Genomic DNA, 15,817 nt, shown 5'->3' with positions numbered 1-15,817 from the left:
GAGCCCTGAACGCGGATGAAGCCGCTGAGCTTCAGGCAGGTTTCGGTGCCCGGGATGTAGAAGTAGCCAGTGCCGAAAGCGTCGCAAACGCGAACGTATTCCATGGGCTCCGGCTCGGCKGCGACGATTGCGTCGGCTGCCTGTGCGCCGGATACTGCTGCGAGAGCTGCAGCGGAGCCGAGAAGAAGGCTCTTGATGTTCATTTCTGACCTCCAGACAAAATCAGACCGAGGAAGGTCTGGAACACTGAAAATCGCTGGGCCGAATGAAGCAACCCGAGCGAAGTTTGTCAGTCTGAGATCTCGACGAAAACTGAACTCATGTGAGACGGCGCATCGTTTCAAGTCGTACTGGTTTTGCTTCTGCCAAAGCAGCTCGCTATGACGTTCCGGTCCTCGGCCCGGGACATTATGCCCCCTTGCCGCACCAGGTGGCTCTGTACGCTCATTCCGCTACGTTGTAGCGCCCGACGACTTCGAGTCTACCGATATCTCGGCCGAACCAGGGGCCGGCGCCACACCGCACTGGTGTAGGCGAAGGGATCCACACTGCGAGATCGCTCATCAGGCAGGAAATGACGGTTAAGGGATCACGCGGCGTAGTACTTTAAGCTAAACCGCTCGCCATCTCTCGATGTCGAGCCGTTTCATCCTTGGGAGGATAAGGCGCCCGTCGTGACGGGCGCTGGAAATCTCTGTTAGCCGCGGCGTGCGTCCGGGAAATTGGCCGGATCGATGCCGAGGGTGCGCAGGTCGCTCGCCTTCGGGCGGCGGTGGCCTTCGACAGCAGCGGCAGCAGCGCTAGCGGCGCCGAGAACTGCGAATGCGCGGCCGATGAAACCGTTGCGGTAAGTTGTGGTAGCCATCTCTTTGCTCGCTTTCGTTTTCTCTCTGATGAGCAAAAGATGGGGTTTGTCATGTCTTTTTGCAATGCACAATTGGACACTCCAGCCATGCAACGGAAGCAGGCCCGGTCGACTATCCATCGACCGGGCCCGCTGATTGAGCCTTGGGAGGCTCCTGCATAATTCGCCAAATCGGAGACGATTTGAGGAAGATTATGCCGAAGGTCTAAGCATTGCTGCACTGCACCCGAATGGGTGCGACGCGGCAGGGCTATTTAGTCTTCGTTGGCGGCGAGCTGTGCCAGCACCTCGCCACGTCCGCGGGCCCTGAGGACCAGCGGGATGATCAGTGCCGCAGCGGCAATGACCAAGAGCACGGCGGCGATCGGCGAGGTGACGAGCACGCTGACGTCGCCCTGGCTGATTGCCAGTGCACGGCGGAGCTGCTGTTCGGCGAGCGGCCCAAGGATGAGACCGACGACGACAGGCGCGATCGGATAGCCGAATACACGCATGGCATAGCCGAGCAGACCGAAGGCGAGCAGCATGCCCAGTTCGTAGACCGACGGGTTGGCGCCGATGGTGCCGAGCGTCGCAAACAGCAGAATACCAGCATAAAGCCACGGCTTCGGGATGGTCAGCAGCTTAACCCAAAGGCCGATCAGCGGCAGGTTCAGGACCAGCAGCATGAAGTTGGCAATCAAGAGGCTGGCGATCAGACCCCAGACGAGCTGCGGATTGGTGGCAAACAACAGCGGACCCGGCTGCAGACCGTACTGCTGGAAACCGGCGAGCATGATCGCGGCGGTCGCCGTCGTCGGCAGGCCGAGCGTCAGGAGCGGCACGAGCGTACCGGCAGCGGATGCATTGTTGGCAGCTTCCGGACCCGCGACGCCTTCGATGGCGCCGTTGCCGAACTCTTCGGGATGTTTCGCCAGCCGCTTTTCTGCCGCATAGGACAGGAAGGTGCCGATCTCGGCGCCACCGGCCGGCATGGCCCCTATCGGGAAGCCAATGAACGTACCGCGAAGCCAGGGCTTCCACGAGCGCGCCCAGTCGGCCTTGCTCATCCAGATCGAACCACGGACGGCCTCGACCTTATCCGGACCCTTCTCGCCTTGTGCGGCAATAAACAGTGTCTCGCCGATGGCGAACATCGCCACTGCAAGCGTCGTGACCTCGATACCGTCAAGCAACTCGGGAACACCGAAGGAAAGGCGCGCCTGGCCAGTCAACTGGTCGATGCCGACGACCGAAAGCGCCAAGCCGACAAAAAGCGCCGTCAGACCGCGAAGCGTGGAATCGCCGAACGCAGATGAAACGGTCACGAAGGCGAGAACCATCAGCGCGAAATATTCGCGCGGACCGAAGACCAGGGCGAGCTTGACGATGTAGGGCGCGATGAAGGCAAGGCCGAGCGTTGCGATCAAACCGGCAACGAATGAGCCAATGGCGGCGGTCGCAAGCGCAGGTCCGCCCCGTCCGGCGCGCGCCATCTTGTTGCCTTCGAGGGCGGTGACGATCGAAGCGCTTTCGCCCGGTGTGTTCAGCAGGATCGAGGTGGTCGAGCCGCCATACATGCCGCCGTAATAGATGCCGGCGAACATGATCAGCGAGCCGGCCGGGTCGAGTTGGTAGGTAACGGGCAGCAGAAGCGCGACGGTCAGGGCCGGGCCGATGCCGGGAAGAACGCCGACGGCGGTTCCCAGCGTCACGCCGATCAGCGCGTAGAGCAGGTTCATCGGCTGGGCAGCAACCCACAGTCCCTGCAACAGGAATTCAAAAGTAGCCATGGTCTACGGCCCTCTTAGAAGAACAGATGTTCAAGCGGCCCTGCGGGCAGCGACAACTGCAGGAGCTTGGCGAAAATCACCCAGACGGCAAAACAGAGCGCGATACCAACTGGCAGGGAGAACCAGAGCTTGCGCTTGCCAAAGCCGCGCGCGGTGAGCGCAAAGAGAATGCCGGTGGCGATCGAAAAGCCTGCGACGTTCAAGAGCAGCATCTGCGCTGCAAGCCCGGCGACGATCCAGATGACCGGTGAGATTTCCTGGTGCTCGCGCTCGGGAAAATCGTTTCGGAATGCGGCAAAGACAGTCCAGATGGCGAGGGCCGCAAGACAGTAGGCGATCGCATAGGGGACCGTCGTCGGTCCGACCTGGGAGTAACCGGCAGCGCCTGCCAGGCGCGACACGTCCCAGAAAATGAGGCCAGCGATGGCGGCCAGCACGGCCGCGATGAAGAGCGCCGCCCGATCCGGGCGACGCGTTGTGGTCGAAGGGTTGAGCCCCTTGGTCATTTCACCAGTCCAATGTCCTTGAGGACGGCTTCAGTGGCCGAAACATCCTTGTCGAGCTGGGCGGCGAAAGCGTCGCCTGCGAGGTAGCTATCCTGCCAACCCTTGGTCTTCAGGACTTCCTGCCAGCCGGCCGACTTGGCGAGCTTTTCGACGTCGGCCGAAACCGCTGCCTTCTGCTCGTCGGTGAGGCCAGGTGCGGCTGCAACCATGCGCCAGTTTTCAACGACGACATCGAGGCCGGATTCCTTCAGCGTCGGCGCGTCGATGCCGGGGAGGCGTTCTGCGCTCGAGACTGCGATCAGGCGCAGCGTGCCGGCCTTGACCTGGGCTTCGAACTCGCCGTAGCCGGAAATGCCGGCCGTAACCTGGCTGCCGAGGATGGCTGCAAGGGCCTCGCCGCCGCCGGAATAGGCGATGTAGTTGATCTTGGTCGGGTCGACACCGGCTGCCTTGGCAATCAGGCCAACGGCGATGTGGTCGGTACCGCCGGCAGAGCCGCCAGCCCAGGAAACGGCGCCCGGATCCTTCTTGAGGGCTTCGACGAGGTCAGCCATCGTCTTGATCTCGGAAGCGGCCGGAACGACGATCGCTTCATATTCGCCGGTGAGGCGCGCAATCGGGGTGACATCCTTAAGGGTGACCGGCGACTTGTTGGTCAGGATTGCGCCGACCATGACGTAACCGCCAACGATCAGGGCGTTCGGGTTGCCCTTCTGCTGGCTTGCGAACTGGGCGAGGCCGATGGTGCCGCCGGCGCCCGGTACGTTCTGAACCTGAACGTTGCCGGAAATGCCTTCCTGCTGCATTACGGTCTGGAGCGAGCGAGCCGTCTGGTCCCAGCCGCCGCCCGGATTTGCCGGAGCGATGATAGTGTAGTCAGCGGCGTAGGCCGGCAGCGCCATTGCGCCGGCGAGAATGGATGCCAGGAAAAAGTGTTTCAAGGTCAGTCCTCCATGAGGCGCGATTTTCCACGCGCACGTTGTTTCTGCGTGCGAACGGGAAGACGCGACGGTGCCCAAAGGACCCTTGTCGCTGACCGGATTGGTGACTTCCTCCCAGTGCGCAACCGGCGGGCCCGCCTCCACGGGGCGCCAGCGACTGCTAAGCCATCATAGAAAGCTGACATTAAGCTGACATCAAGTCCTCTTTGCGAAAATGAAGCGTAGTGTTTACGGAATCTTAGGCTGTTGCTTGCCGCTTGCGGCGCGAATGGGCTCGCCGTGGGGCAGGCGCCCCTACCCTTTCCGGTTGTCGCGCGAATCGCGAACGTTCGCGGGCCATTTGCCAACTAAGAAGATGTGGGGCGAGAAGGCCAGTTCTCTTCGTTTTATGGCGCATTGTAAGCTAACAGTTCTGTCTTGCGCGGCATGAATATTCGGAATAGAATATTCGAATATTCCTTGTTGCATATTCAGGAGAAAGCCATGGCGCTCTATATTCGTGACGATACAGTCGACGATCTCGCTTCCGAGCTCCAGAAGCTGTCCAAGGCTCCTAATAAGACAGAGGCCGTTCGGCGTGCCTTGCAGCACGAACTCGATCGCATCCGGGAAGAAGTGCCGTTACGCGAGCGCGTCGCGAAAATTCAAGACAAGTTCAGAGCGCGTATGGGGTCGAACAAGCCCAACTTTGACATGAAGCGCTTCACCGACGAGATGTGGGAACTCTGATGTTTCTGGACGCCTCTGTGATCGTGGCGGTTTTGGCCGGCGAGGAAGATGCCGGATATCATCTCGCCAAAATCGAGATGTCAAAGACGCCAATCTTCTATTCGTCACTTGCTGTGTTTGAAGCGGTGATCAGCCTGGCACGTATCATTGCCATCTCGCACAACGGCAACCAGGCTCCAACGCCACCGGATATCATCGAACTGGCGCAGGAGAGTGTTGCGCAATTCCTTGAAGCAATCGATGCGCAAGAAATGCCTATCAGCGGATCCCTGCACCGCGCAGCGATTGAGGCGGCACGCAACTATGGTCGCTTTGTCGGCCATCCGGCTCGGCTGAATTTCGGCGATTGTTTCGCTTATGCTTGTGCGAAGTCCCAGCATGTGCCGCTTCTGTTCAAAGGCGATGATTTTTCCAGGACAGATATCGATGTTGCCTGAAACCGCCAGCCGGAACAATCCCAGGCCGTAGACAGCCCACCAATACCTTGTCCTGAGTAGCAGCCAGCGTCCTGACCCTGGCACCATCGCCGGAATGCAACGCTGCGTGTGGTCGTTCGGCGCCACAAGGCTGAGGCCGGAATTCCGTCCGCCATCCGTTTTCCGATCAGACCCGGAAACGGATGGCGATGATGCGCAAGAGCTGGTGGAGCCGCTTCTGCAAATTTCACCTGAAACGCTGCTCGGCAGCATCTTGCCGATCGACGTGGAGGGCGAAGCCGCGGTCACCTGGATTGGCGAGGTCTGGACGGAGCTGAAGGCTCGGGATCAGATAGTCACCACCGTTCTGTCGCCGGTAGGGAATAGGCGGGGTTGTGGCAAGCGTCCGCATCCGCTCGCGCAGACGTTCCGCAACATCTACGAAGCCAGCTTCATCGATACGATCGACCCTGTAGGCAACGAAGGGCGGAAGCACATCATATCCGGGATAGTAAAGGATACCGTGGTTGATGGGAAACAAGAGGTCTTCGATCGGTCCGTTCACCCCGCGGGCGGAGTAGTGTTCCTGCCAGCCGCCGGTGGTGACGATCAGCATCGCGCGCTTGCCCTTGAACGTGCCCTCGCCAAACCGGTCGCCCCAATAGGTGTCGTTGTGTTCGCCGACACCATAGGCAAATCCGTAGGCATAGACCCGATCCACCCAGCCTTTCAGAATGGCTGGCATTGTGTACCACCAGAGCGGAAATTGCAGGATGAGTGTATCCGCCCATAAGAGCTTCTCGTGTTCCTGCTTCACATCCTGCGTCAGGGTATCGGTCGTGAAGGCGGCTTTCGAGGCGCGGCTCGGCTTGAACTGCGTGTCGGCTGAAAGCGAAGGGAAGTCGCTCCGATCGACCTCGGATTTCCATTTGTCGGCATAGAGGTCAGATACACGGACTTCGTGGCCCTGGGCCTCGAGTTCGCGGATGGCGACGTCGCGGAGCGCGCCGTTGAGCGAACGCGGTTCTGGATGGGCGAAAACAAGCAAAACTTTCATGGTCAGCATTCCTGTGATGAGAAACCGACCCCTGATGTAGACGACATCCAAGTACTTCGATATAACTTGGGAATGCATATGATTGTGCCGAAAAATGGATAAGTCCGACATCACGCTCGAACGCATGCGGACATTCGTGCGCGTTGCTGAGCGTGGCAGCTTGTCAGCCGTTGCGCGGGAGCTCGGGCTCGGGCAGTCGACGGTCACGCGGCATCTGCGCGAACTGGAGGAGGCGCTGGGCGTGCCTCTCATCAGCCGCACGACCCGGCGCGTGACGATGACTGACGAGGGCAGCAGGTACTATGCCAACAGCGTCCAGATACTGCGCCTCGTGGAGCAGGCCGGCGACGAGGCACGCGGCACCCGTGGTGCCTCGGCCGGCACGATCCGGGTCTCCTGCACCGCGGCTTTCGGCGTTCTGCACGCCACGCGACTGATCTTTGCCTTTCAGGAGAAATACACGGATATCGGTGTCGATCTCAGCCTGACGGACGAGCGCATCGATCTAGTGCGCGAGGGCATCGACATTGCGCTCCGTCTGGGACCGCTGACAGACAGTTCGATGAAACTGCGGGCACTGGGCCAAAGCCAGCGTCTGCTGGTCGCCGCGCCGGGCTATCTCGCCAGGCGAGGGACACCGATCGTTCCCCAGGATCTATCGGACCATGAGGGCATTCGCATGTCGAACGTGGCGGGCAGCGACATGCTGGAACTTCACGGGAACACCGGGGAGCGGCATATGGTGCCCTTTCACGGGCGTCTACGCGTCGACCATGGATTGGCGGCGCGCGAGGCGCTCGTCGCCGGCCGCGGCATCGCCCCCGCGCACCGTTGGTTGGTCGACGATCTGCTCACTGATGGCCGGCTGATACCCATCCTTCCGGACTATTTTCTGCCGGCCGTGCCCTTGAGCATGCTGATCGTGCCGGAGCGTGCAGGCATTGCCCGGGTGCGGTTGCTTGTCGACCATCTCGCGGAGCGGATCGGCGACATTCCAGGTCTGGAGTAACCGGGGTTGCGCTGACATACGACCGTCCCTGGTCGCAGACACGTTTGAGCGATCCGGTATTTACCGAGGTCAACGAAGCACATTTCACTGGGCCGAAACGCTGGAACTAGTGGAGCCGTAGCACCTCGTTCCAGCGGGCGATCAGTCGAGACCGCTTTACCTGGTCGAGATAGCCATCAGCCCGGGACTGACAGGCACCGGACGCAACTGGGCGCGCCGAGCATTTCCTGCATGGTGTTGGCCGTGTTTTCGCCATTGACATCCGGGATGACGGCGGGGATCTGCAATTGCCGCGCCATAATCGTCTGGCCTTCCGGCAGACGCAGCGCCACCGTCGCGAGACCCGTTCCGAGCAGGTCTAGGGGGGCGACGGCAACTGGATGAGGATGCCGCCCACTTGTGAAGAGAAATCGCTACCGAGCTGCGCGCTTTGGCCTCAAATCTGCAGAGAAAGCACTCATCGGCATTGTATGGTGGCATGGCGCTGTTCAAACACAGGACTTCTAAGTCCTTTGGCTCTTGCTCGGGAGCGTTGATGCGGCTATATGACTACTGTAGTCATTATTTGGAGGCCGACATGAAGGAGATCCAGCTCAAGGATGCCAAGGCAACGCTTTCTGCTGTTGTCGATCAGGCGGTTCAAGGCAATCCTGCGATCATCACCCGGCACGGCAGAAAGGAAGCAGTGGTGCTTTCGTTCTCGGAGTATGAAAAGCTGAAACACGTTCCGAGTTTCGGACGGCTCCTAGCTTCCTATCCAGGTGATGAGGACGATATCCCGCTGCGCGGTGACAAGCCGAGCCGGATGATTGATCTCTGATGTTTCTGGTCGATACGAACGTGATATCTGCGCTTGCCCCGTCCAAACGTCAAAGTTCTGAGCAGCTTGTCGAATGGCTCGATAAAGCCAGTTCGCAACTGTTCCTATCTGTTATTTCGGCGGCTGAGGTTAAATCGGGGATTGCCAAGGCGGAACGAGAAGGTGCGACCACCAAGGCGCAGCGGCTAAAAGATTGGTGGGAAAGCATAGAGTATCTGTATGCGCAGAAGTTGCTGCCGTTTGATCTGCGATGCGCGCATGCAGCCGGGCAGATTCTAGATGATGCTCGTGCCCATCAGCCGGGTTTCGAGGATATTGCGATAGCTGCCACAGCCCAAGTGCATGGCCTGACTGTGTTGACACGCAATCTGCGTCATTTTGGACCGTTAGGCGTTCGAGCACTCGATCCCTTCGAGGCACTGCCTGAGTTATAGGGTAGGGCTTATCACTTATAGCGCTGCGGCTTCCGTGAATTGACGCAGAAGCGCTCTCTCCGACGCTGAAGACGACGGGTCATTTCGGCTGAGCCGCGCCGAAAGTCCAAGGTGCTGTCGTCGGCTGCTAGGCACCCAATCTCTCCCGGTGGCCGGCGATCCTCGAGGGTGGACCGAGTAACGAAACAGGTCGAAACGCTGGAACTAGTGGAGCCGCAGAACCTCGTTCCAGCGGGCAATCAGCCGGGACCGCTTGACCTGGTCGAGATAGACCATCAGCCCAGGACTGACGGGCACTGGACGCAACTGGGCACCGAGCATTTCCTGCATGGTGTTGGCGGTGTTTTCGCCGGCGACATCCGGGCTGACGGCGGGGATCTGCAACTGCCGCGCCATGATCGTCTGGCCTTCCTTGGACATGAAGAATTCCAGATAGCGGCGGCCGAGATCAGGAGAAGCGGACGCCTGCGGCACGAGGCCGATCCGCGACATCACTACGGTGTAGTCCTTGGGCAGGACGATGCCGACATCGGGATGTCGCGCTGCCCAATCGGCGGCGTAGGAGCCGAGGATGTTGTAGCCGAGCACGAACCGCCCATCGGCGACGCGTTCAAGAATGGCCTGGCTGGTGGAGTAGAGTTTGACGCCGGCAGCACCCATCGCCTGGATGACATCCCAGATGTCGCCGAACTGCTCCTGGTCGCGCGACATGAAGAGAAAGCCGACGCCGGAGCGCTCGATGTCATAGGTGCCGATCCGGCCGAAGACATCGGCGCCCTGACGCTTGAGATAGGCGACGAATTCGGCGCGGGTCGAAGGCGGCGCCTCCTTGGTAAAGCTCGGCTTGTGATAGACGAAGACCGCCGGCTCGAAAGTCAGCGCATAGGCGGTATTGCGCCAATTGGCCCAGGCCGGCCAGCGGCCGCTCATCGGCAGGTCGCTGCGCTGGGCATAGCCGTCGTTGCTCAGCTTGACTTGCAGGTCCATCGCAGACGAGAAGGCGAAGTCGGCGGTCTTCAGCCCCGCGTCCGTTTCCTTGACGATCCGGTCGTAGATCTCCCCCGTCAGCATATCCTCGTAGCGCACCGCGACATCCGGATTGGCTTTTTGGAAGCCGAGGATCATCGGTTTGGCGAGAGGCTCGTCGAGTGAAGAATAGACGACTAACGTCCTAGCGTCAGATGCGCCTGAAAGCGCCGGAAAAATGACCGGTGCGGCCAGAAGCAGCCGGGGACAAAGAACCAAAAAGAGAAAAGAAATCAAGTACCGCATAATTCCACAATGCCTCAGCGCGCCACCGTTCACAAGCAAGGCAACGGCGGATAGAGTGAAGCGGGGAGTGAAGACAGTTGCGCATATTGCTTGTTGAAGACAATCAGGTCCTTGCCGAGGGTCTGTCGGCCATCCTGCGTGGTAGCGGCTATGCCGTTGACGTCGTCAGCGACGGCGCGTCGGCCCATGCGGTTGCCGCGGCCGAGACGTTCGATCTGGTGATCCTCGACCTGAACCTGCCGGAGATGGACGGGCTCGATGTGTTGCGGGCGATGCGTGCCCGGCAGAACAGTGCGGCGGTATTGATCCTGACGGCGCGGGGCACGCCGGAGGAGCGGGTGAAGGGGCTCGATCTCGGCGCCGACGATTACATGATCAAGCCGTTCGATATCGGCGAGTTTGAAGCGCGCGTACGCGTGCTACTTCGCCGCCAGGCGGGATTGCGCGCGTCGACGGTCAGCTACGGCAATGTGTCGCTCGACCTCAATGCACGCAGCTTTTCGTCCGGTGGAGTGCCGATCGAAATCCCGGCCCGGGAGCTCGGGCTCCTCGAACTCCTGTTCATGCGCGCCGGCAAGGTTGTCGCTAAGGAGGCGATCATGCAATCGCTGACCGGCTTTGACGACGATCTGAGCCCGAATGCGATCGAACAATATGTCAGCCGCCTCAGGAAGCGGCTTGCTCCACACGGCCTGACGGTCAGAACGGCGCGCGGTATCGGCTACTATCTCGACAAAGCGGCCGGGCCGGAATGAGGGCGGCGGTCTATTCCCTTCGCCGCAGGCTGCTTGGCTGGCTGTTGATCTCAACCGCCGTCATCGGCGTCGTGGCGCTGACCGACACCTACCGCGAAGCGGTGACAACAGCCAATGTCGTGTCGGATCGCGTTCTTGCGGGTTCGGCTCTGGCGATCGCCGAGCGCGTGGTCGTTGCAGAAGATGGGTCGCTCGAGGTCGACATCCCCTATGTGGCGCTGGAGATGCTGACATCGGCGGCGCAGGACCGTGTCTTCTACCGGGTCGATGGGCCTCCAGGTCAGTTCATTACCGGCTACCAGACCCTGCCTTCCCTCGATGAAGTCCCCGGCAGTTCGACGACCTTTGCCGACTCCTCGTTCCGCGGCGAGCCCATCCGGATCGCGGCACTGCGCCGCTCGGCTTCGACGGGCATCAATTCCGTACCCTTCGTTGTAACCGTTGCAGAAACGACGATCGCGCGCCGGCAGTTGGCGCAGACGATTCTCGTACGTTCCGCCTTGCGCCTCGGACTGATGATCGCCGGTGCCGCGGTCATCGTCTGGATTGCCGTAACCTTCTCGCTGCGGCCGCTCTATCGCTTAGGCGATGCGATCGCCGAGCGCAGTCCCGACGATCTGCATCCAATCGGCGAGCATGTGCCCAACGAAGTCCAGGGGCTTGTCGACACGGTCAATTCGTTCATGGGCCGCCTTCAGTCGGCGCTCGACGCGCTGCGCAATTTTACTGGCAACGCCAGCCATCAGCTGCGCACCCCGCTCGCAATCATCCGAACGCAGCTGGCTTTGGCACTGCGCGCAGGCTCGATCGAGGACACCAAGACGGCGGTGAAGAAAGCCGATGAGGCCGTTGCGAATGCCGAGCGAATTTTGGCGCAGCTTTTGCTGATGGCGAAGATCGACGCTGCCGGAAAGGATGAGGCGCGAAAACTCGAGCGGATTGACCTGGTCGAGCTGGCACGCGGCATCACCGCCGAACATGTGCCAGCCGCCGGTGACGCCGGCATCGATCTGGGTTTCGACGGCGAGGGCGAAGCCTTCGTTCGTGCGGAGCCCTTGCTGGTCGGCGAGATGCTGAAGAACCTGATCGGCAATGCGCTGCTCTATGCTGGGCGAGGGGCGGAGGTCACGACGCGGGTGAGCGAAAAGGAAGGCGTCGTATCCCTGGAGGTCGAAGACAGTGGACCCGGGATCAGGCCGGAATTGCGCGAGGGCGTGCTCAGGCGGTTTCAGCGCGGCGCGAGCGAAGCGCCTGGAACGGGGCTCGGTCTGCCGATCGTCGAGGAAATTGCTGCCCTCTACGGTGCGAGAACCAGTCTGACCGATGGAGCAGGTGGACACGGGCTTAGGGTTGCCATCCTGTTTCCGGCCGGCTGAACAGAGCGGGCCGCTCGGTCTTCATCCTGCGCGCGCAAACAGAGCGGTTCCACCGTTGTAGACCACCGAACGATAGATCGATCCTCGATCCAGCATACGGAACGTCTCCATCCCAGGATCTACATCGGCACACCATTCGAGAGCCCGCTTCGAGGCTGCGAAGCTAGCTGGCGTTGCGCGATAGTCCCGACCACGAGCAAAGGAGGGTACTCAAAGCGGTTCGGAGCGCGCGCGTTGCTGCGCCTAATTTTCGGTTGCACGAAATTACTTGACATTGCACGAAAATGCACGAAATTTGCCATCAAACAAGGATGGCGACTTATGCTGACCTTGCCACAATGAAGGAGGTCACGATGAGCATTGCACACCGCGTTCGCGTAGAGGATGTCACCATCCTCTCGGACGACTGGTACGTCCTAAAGAAAACGACTTTTTCCTTCCTGCGCACCGACGGCAATTGGCAGCGACAGTCGCGAGAGACCTACGACCGGGGAAACGGTGCGACGATCCTTCTCTACGAACCGAAACGCCGCACGGTGATACTCACCCGTCAGTTTCGCTATCCAGCCTTCGTCAACGGTCATGACGACCTTCTCATCGAAGCGCCGGCCGGATTGCTCGACAATGCCGAGCCGGAAGCACGCATCCGCGCAGAAACGGAAGAGGAGACAGGCTTTCGTGTGCGCGATGTACGCCAGGCGTTCGACGCATTCATGAGCCCCGGCTCAGTTACGGAGCGGCTGCATTTCTTCGTTGGCGAGTACCAGCCAGGCGACCAGGCTTCGGCGGGTGGTGGCAACGAGGCCGAAGGGGAGGATATTGCCGTCCTGGAAATTGGTATCGACGAGGCGCTTGCGATGGTCGGCTCGGGGGCAATTCGGGATGGAAAAACGATTATGCTGCTGCAGTACGCCGCCTTGAACCTCTTCTCCAATCGCGCGCCAATAGACGTTGGTGCAGCAAGCCCTTCCTGAGACGGCAGCAGTCACCGGCCGTCGCGGCAGCTTTGAGCAATTGCGATAAAAGTACGACGCAGTCTAACGTCCGGATTTGCGTCCGACCTGGAGCATCAGCCAGTGGCTGCACCTTAATTTGCGGGGCGCACCAAACCGCAAACTTGGCCAACACCCCGCGCCGGTATTCAGCCTTAGGCTGCTGCAAAAGGGTCCGACGCCGAGGATCTCCTTTTCCGGAGGGTCGAGCTGCAAAAGCTGGCCATGAGCGTCAATGACGCCGCCGTCTTTGAAGAGCGCGACACGCTCATGCGCTGGAACTACGTCGCCTGAACGGCCCCAGCATGCCGCTTGCAATAGAGCAAGCGGACAAGGTTTGGAGGTGCGCTTTAGCGGCTGCGCTGGCCGAAGAGGGAAGCTGTTTCGCGGGTCTGGACCCGAAGCATCGCGTTCCAAAGCTGAAGAACGAAACGCGGCTGGAACTGGCTCGCAAGCTTGCGCTGCGACAACATGATAAATCTCCGATAGTTTTGGATGGTTTTGATATAGTCGATCGCGGATGCAATTACCAGAGCGGTAGCGCCGTGGCAGCCTTGCGCGGCAAACATATGTCGAAACACGGCCGGCACAGTTAAATTACGTCGGTGCCGATAATAAAACGTCGGGATGAGTTTCATCAACCCGGCCAGTTGGCTCACTGTGAGAATAGATCTTCTTCGGAGGATCAGGCTTTCTTGCGGTTCTTCTGTTGATAGACACCGAGGACGACGGCGGCAACGACGATCAAGCTGTTGGCGATTTCCTGGTAGCAGGTGTCGACTCGCAGGAAAGTGAAGCCGGCGTTCATGACATCGAAGATGGGGGCGGTGATGCGGTCGGCAAAACCGATCAATCCCATGCGCTATGATGTGTCGAAACGCGGATATGTAACAAGAGTGATTGCGAGCCGGGTCGGAATTTCTGTTCCATCGCGACGTCTATCGTGCAAGTGCGAAGTTGGGCTGGCCTTGGTTCAACGGTCCTCGCGGGTATGCCATACGCGCAGAACATAGATTATCGAGTGTTGAATCTCGTAGCGGATCTCATAATGCCCAACGAGGATTCGGCGGACTTCGCGAGGCGCAAATTCTTCCAGCTTCTCTCCAAGTCGCGGCTGTTCAATCAGGCGTGTCGGTGCAGTCGTCAACGATTGAACCGTGCGTGCAGCGGCTCGCCGATTAACAGGAGCGAGAAACTCGAAAAGGCGCGCAAGATCACCAAGGGCCTTGCTTGTCCATTTAACCTGCATCAGAGCGGAACAGAGAGCGGCTTGTCGTTGTCCAGACTATCGGCCCAGGCTTGAACGGCCTGATGGTCGATAACTTGACCGGCGTCCACGTCCGCGAGCGCCTCAAGTGTGAGCAGGCGTCGCTCATCCTCTTGATCTACCCAGGCAGTGAGTGCTTGCTTGATGATCCAGCCGCGCGAACGTTCCAGCCGGCTAGCCAACTGATCTACCCTCTCCGCAAGCGGCAGCGGAACATGTGCTGTCAGTACTTTGGTTTCCATTAAACGCTTCCTGTTTAATCGGCCCTAATCATAGTGATTAGATTCGATTAAGTCGAGGGGCTGTGCCTGTTGAATGCACCAGCCGACCTCGCGGACAGCGGCGGTGTTGGATGGTTGAGGGAGAACTCAGCCATGGTTTCGTCGCTCGACGAGATCGGCCGTGTCATGGGATCGACCATGTGGTTCCCGCACGGGGAGCTTTTTGCCACCTTCGGCATACCACCACATTGAGGTATCCAGACGGATCATGGGCGGTTTACAGGGTTGGGATCCGCCGGTTTATGGTTGCACCGCGCTTGGGTGTTTAACTGGACAGGTTGGGCATCATCTCCCTTGCCGCCTAATGTTATGATACGCGTCAATCCTCGGGTGGTTGGAAAAACTTTACGGTGTGACCGTGGTAGTCGTCGGCTTCTTCGCTAGCCTCCTGGCTGGGCTCATGACCGGCGTAGGCGCGCTGCCAGTCCTGTTCGGGCAGTCGATTTCGCAGCGCATGAGCGACGTCTTTCTGGGCTTCGCCGCGGGCGTCATGCTCGCGGCTTCATTCTTCTCGCTCATCCTACCGGGCATCGAGACGGCGCGGGGCATCCATGGCAGCGACACCGCGGCGGCAGCCGTCGCAGTGGGCGGCGTTCTGGTCGGCGCGGCAGTGATGGCCGCGCTCAACGAATGGGTTCCCCACGAGCATTTCTTTCAAGGCCGTCAAGGTCCGCAAGCAGAGGCACTCGCACGGATTTGGCTTTTTGTACTTGCGATCACGCTTCACAACGCACCCGAGGGTCTCGCGGTAGGTGTGGGATTCGGTGGAGGTGACATGGCGGCCGGCACGGCACTGGCGATTGGTATCGGTCTTCAGAATGCACCTGAAGGCCTGGCCGTTGCCGTGGCGCTGCTTTCCTGCGGCTATTCAAAATCCCGTTCGTTCGCCGTCGCCGGCCTTACCGGACTTGTCGAACCCGTCACGGGCTTCCTGGGAGCCTACGCGGTTAGTCTGTCTCTCCACGTGCTTCCGTGGGCTCTGACCTCTGCCGCCGGAGCGATGATCTTCGTCATCAGTCACGAAATCATACCTGACACCCACCGACATGGCTTCGAGAAGGAGGCGACCCTCGGTCTCATATTCGGGTTGGTCGCGATGATGTTCCTTGACTTGGCGATCAGGTGAGCATGGCGACCCTGAGCTGATGATTGCGTCGGCTTGTAAGTCGACAAATCATTGCTATTCCGCCGGATCAAAGGTTTGTCATCAGTAGTCTCTTGGCGTGTCAGGCCTTTATCAACATGACAGCGACTGCTGATTTGACAACGATCTCACCGGTGGAAGTCAGGATCGGGAAGCAAGCGGCCGGAACTGAAAAAGGTCG

Annotated in this window: 19 protein-coding genes and 2 pseudogenes; 9 read left to right on the top strand and 12 right to left on the bottom strand. The window is 59.9% G+C overall.

The features are described 5' to 3' along the window. From ASD02_RS20935 to ASD02_RS20920, 5 genes are all read right to left on the bottom strand, one after another. A partial coding sequence (locus ASD02_RS20935) for a porin (RefSeq protein WP_200951705.1) occupies positions 1-203 on the bottom strand: 203 nt, incomplete at its 3' end. 494 nt (positions 204-697) lie between these two features. Further along, on the bottom strand, positions 698-865 hold the full coding sequence (locus tag ASD02_RS39240) for a hypothetical protein (protein ID WP_113569232.1): 168 nt from the start codon (positions 863-865) through the stop codon (positions 698-700). Positions 866-1,119: 254 nt separating this feature from the next. Further along, positions 1,120-2,637: a tripartite tricarboxylate transporter permease gene (locus tag ASD02_RS20930; RefSeq protein ID WP_057220278.1), complete on the bottom strand. Its 1,518-nt coding sequence runs from the start codon at positions 2,635-2,637 to the stop codon at positions 1,120-1,122. Positions 2,638-2,651: 14 nt separating this feature from the next. Continuing rightward, positions 2,652-3,143, bottom strand: coding sequence for a tripartite tricarboxylate transporter TctB family protein (locus ASD02_RS20925; RefSeq protein WP_057220277.1), 492 nt, complete (start codon positions 3,141-3,143; stop codon positions 2,652-2,654). After that, positions 3,140-4,084: a tripartite tricarboxylate transporter substrate binding protein gene (locus ASD02_RS20920; protein WP_057220276.1), complete on the bottom strand. Its 945-nt coding sequence runs from the start codon at positions 4,082-4,084 to the stop codon at positions 3,140-3,142. The genes ASD02_RS20925 and ASD02_RS20920 overlap by 4 nt, the downstream gene beginning before the upstream one ends. A gap of 483 nt (positions 4,085-4,567) precedes the next feature. Here ASD02_RS20920 and ASD02_RS20915 point away from each other — a divergent pair, with 483 nt between their 5' ends. Both ASD02_RS20915 and ASD02_RS20910 read left to right on the top strand, forming a co-directional pair. Continuing rightward, a complete protein-coding gene (locus tag ASD02_RS20915) occupies positions 4,568-4,813 on the top strand; it encodes a type II toxin-antitoxin system VapB family antitoxin (RefSeq protein ID WP_025429025.1) in 246 nt (81 codons plus the stop codon). After that, positions 4,813-5,250 (top strand): type II toxin-antitoxin system VapC family toxin, encoded by a 438-nt coding sequence (locus tag ASD02_RS20910; protein ID WP_057220275.1) that lies wholly within the window; start codon positions 4,813-4,815, stop codon positions 5,248-5,250. Before ASD02_RS20915 ends, ASD02_RS20910 begins: the two co-directional genes overlap by 1 nt. Positions 5,251-5,476: 226 nt before the next feature. Here the strand turns inward: ASD02_RS20910 and ASD02_RS20905 are convergent, their stop codons facing one another. Continuing rightward, on the bottom strand, positions 5,477-6,286 hold the full coding sequence (locus ASD02_RS20905; RefSeq protein ID WP_057220375.1) for an NAD(P)H-dependent oxidoreductase: 810 nt from the start codon (positions 6,284-6,286) through the stop codon (positions 5,477-5,479). Between the two features lie 94 nt (positions 6,287-6,380). Here ASD02_RS20905 and ASD02_RS20900 point away from each other — a divergent pair, with 94 nt between their 5' ends. Beyond that, the gene (locus ASD02_RS20900) at positions 6,381-7,295 is read left to right on the top strand and encodes a LysR family transcriptional regulator (RefSeq protein WP_057220274.1); all 915 of its coding nucleotides are present in this window, start codon (positions 6,381-6,383) and stop codon (positions 7,293-7,295) included. Positions 7,296-7,401: 106 nt separating this feature from the next. Here the strand turns inward: ASD02_RS20900 and ASD02_RS37260 are convergent. Continuing rightward, positions 7,402-7,609 (bottom strand): annotated as a pseudogene (locus ASD02_RS37260) (ABC transporter substrate-binding protein); the annotation flags it as partial. Positions 7,610-7,872: 263 nt separating this feature from the next. On the opposite strand from ASD02_RS37260, the gene ASD02_RS20895 reads away from it, so the two are divergent. Together ASD02_RS20895 and ASD02_RS20890 are read left to right on the top strand one after the other, a co-directional pair. After that, positions 7,873-8,115 carry a type II toxin-antitoxin system Phd/YefM family antitoxin gene (locus tag ASD02_RS20895; RefSeq protein WP_057218808.1) on the top strand — a complete coding sequence of 81 codons (243 nt, stop codon included), beginning with the start codon at positions 7,873-7,875 and terminating at the stop codon, positions 8,113-8,115. Then, positions 8,115-8,549, top strand: a complete 435-nt coding sequence (locus tag ASD02_RS20890) for a type II toxin-antitoxin system VapC family toxin (RefSeq protein ID WP_057220273.1) — start codon at positions 8,115-8,117, stop codon at positions 8,547-8,549. Before ASD02_RS20895 ends, ASD02_RS20890 begins: the two co-directional genes overlap by 1 nt. A 204-nt stretch (positions 8,550-8,753) precedes the next feature. Here the strand turns inward: ASD02_RS20890 and ASD02_RS20885 are convergent, their stop codons facing one another. Continuing rightward, positions 8,754-9,821: an ABC transporter substrate-binding protein gene (locus ASD02_RS20885; protein WP_025429022.1), complete on the bottom strand. Its 1,068-nt coding sequence runs from the start codon at positions 9,819-9,821 to the stop codon at positions 8,754-8,756. A gap of 77 nt (positions 9,822-9,898) precedes the next feature. Here ASD02_RS20885 and ASD02_RS20880 point away from each other — a divergent pair, with 77 nt between their 5' ends. The 3 genes from ASD02_RS20880 to ASD02_RS20870 all read left to right on the top strand — a co-directional run bounded on the left by ASD02_RS20880 (position 9,899) and on the right by ASD02_RS20870 (position 12,926). Then, entirely contained in the window at positions 9,899-10,576 is a 678-nt protein-coding gene (locus ASD02_RS20880) for a response regulator transcription factor (RefSeq protein ID WP_025429021.1), read from the top strand. After that, complete coding sequence (locus ASD02_RS20875; protein ID WP_057220272.1) at positions 10,573-11,952, top strand: sensor histidine kinase; 1,380 nt, start codon at positions 10,573-10,575, stop codon at positions 11,950-11,952. Before ASD02_RS20880 ends, ASD02_RS20875 begins: the two co-directional genes overlap by 4 nt. A 353-nt stretch (positions 11,953-12,305) precedes the next feature. Then, the gene (locus ASD02_RS20870; RefSeq protein WP_057220374.1) at positions 12,306-12,926 is read left to right on the top strand and encodes an NUDIX domain-containing protein; all 621 of its coding nucleotides are present in this window, start codon (positions 12,306-12,308) and stop codon (positions 12,924-12,926) included. 368 nt (positions 12,927-13,294) lie between these two features. Here the strand turns inward: ASD02_RS20870 and ASD02_RS38385 are convergent, their stop codons facing one another. From ASD02_RS38385 to ASD02_RS20855, 4 genes and pseudogenes are all read right to left on the bottom strand, one after another. Beyond that, complete coding sequence (locus ASD02_RS38385; RefSeq protein WP_156408438.1) at positions 13,295-13,603, bottom strand: hypothetical protein; 309 nt, start codon at positions 13,601-13,603, stop codon at positions 13,295-13,297. Between the two features lie 26 nt (positions 13,604-13,629). Then, positions 13,630-13,755, bottom strand: a pseudogene (locus tag ASD02_RS38380) (ABC transporter permease); the annotation flags it as partial. Positions 13,756-13,917: 162 nt separating this feature from the next. Continuing rightward, positions 13,918-14,193, bottom strand: coding sequence for a type II toxin-antitoxin system RelE/ParE family toxin (locus ASD02_RS20860; RefSeq protein ID WP_057220271.1), 276 nt, complete (start codon positions 14,191-14,193; stop codon positions 13,918-13,920). Beyond that, positions 14,193-14,453: a ribbon-helix-helix domain-containing protein gene (locus tag ASD02_RS20855; RefSeq protein ID WP_025429011.1), complete on the bottom strand. Its 261-nt coding sequence runs from the start codon at positions 14,451-14,453 to the stop codon at positions 14,193-14,195. Before ASD02_RS20855 ends, ASD02_RS20860 begins: the two co-directional genes overlap by 1 nt. Before the next feature lie 391 nt (positions 14,454-14,844). Here ASD02_RS20855 and ASD02_RS20850 point away from each other — a divergent pair, with 391 nt between their 5' ends. Continuing rightward, positions 14,845-15,618 (top strand): ZIP family metal transporter, encoded by a 774-nt coding sequence (locus tag ASD02_RS20850; RefSeq protein WP_244494253.1) that lies wholly within the window; start codon positions 14,845-14,847, stop codon positions 15,616-15,618. Positions 15,619-15,817 lie beyond the last annotated feature (199 nt).

Origin of the sequence: Ensifer sp. Root1252 (assembly GCF_001425885.1) — a bacterium.
GTDB classification, from domain to species: Bacteria; Pseudomonadota; Alphaproteobacteria; order Rhizobiales; family Rhizobiaceae; genus Ensifer; species Ensifer canadensis.
The sequence above is the reverse complement of the archived record's forward strand: the minus strand, read 5'-3'. Positions and strand labels throughout refer to the sequence as shown.

Bases quoted from the DNA above. Each gene is read 5' to 3' on its own strand.
- ASD02_RS39240 (WP_113569232.1), bottom strand. From the start codon at position 865: ATGGCTACCACAACTTACCGCAACGGTTTCATCGGCCGCGCATTCGCA.
- ASD02_RS20930 (WP_057220278.1), bottom strand. From the start codon at position 2,637: ATGGCTACTTTTGAATTCCTGTTGCAGGGACTGTGGGTTGCTGCCCAG.
- ASD02_RS20925 (WP_057220277.1), bottom strand. From the start codon at position 3,143: ATGACCAAGGGGCTCAACCCTTCGACCACAACGCGTCGCCCGGATCGG.
- ASD02_RS20915 (WP_025429025.1), top strand. From the start codon at position 4,568: ATGGCGCTCTATATTCGTGACGATACAGTCGACGATCTCGCTTCCGAG.
- ASD02_RS20910 (WP_057220275.1), top strand. From the start codon at position 4,813: ATGTTTCTGGACGCCTCTGTGATCGTGGCGGTTTTGGCCGGCGAGGAA.
- ASD02_RS20905 (WP_057220375.1), bottom strand. From the start codon at position 6,286: ATGAAAGTTTTGCTTGTTTTCGCCCATCCAGAACCGCGTTCGCTCAAC.
- ASD02_RS20900 (WP_057220274.1), top strand. From the start codon at position 6,381: ATGGATAAGTCCGACATCACGCTCGAACGCATGCGGACATTCGTGCGC.
- ASD02_RS20895 (WP_057218808.1), top strand. From the start codon at position 7,873: ATGAAGGAGATCCAGCTCAAGGATGCCAAGGCAACGCTTTCTGCTGTT.
- ASD02_RS20890 (WP_057220273.1), top strand. From the start codon at position 8,115: ATGTTTCTGGTCGATACGAACGTGATATCTGCGCTTGCCCCGTCCAAA.
- ASD02_RS20885 (WP_025429022.1), bottom strand. From the start codon at position 9,821: ATGCGGTACTTGATTTCTTTTCTCTTTTTGGTTCTTTGTCCCCGGCTG.
- ASD02_RS20875 (WP_057220272.1), top strand. From the start codon at position 10,573: ATGAGGGCGGCGGTCTATTCCCTTCGCCGCAGGCTGCTTGGCTGGCTG.
- ASD02_RS20870 (WP_057220374.1), top strand. From the start codon at position 12,306: ATGAGCATTGCACACCGCGTTCGCGTAGAGGATGTCACCATCCTCTCG.
- ASD02_RS20860 (WP_057220271.1), bottom strand. From the start codon at position 14,193: ATGCAGGTTAAATGGACAAGCAAGGCCCTTGGTGATCTTGCGCGCCTT.
- ASD02_RS20855 (WP_025429011.1), bottom strand. From the start codon at position 14,453: ATGGAAACCAAAGTACTGACAGCACATGTTCCGCTGCCGCTTGCGGAG.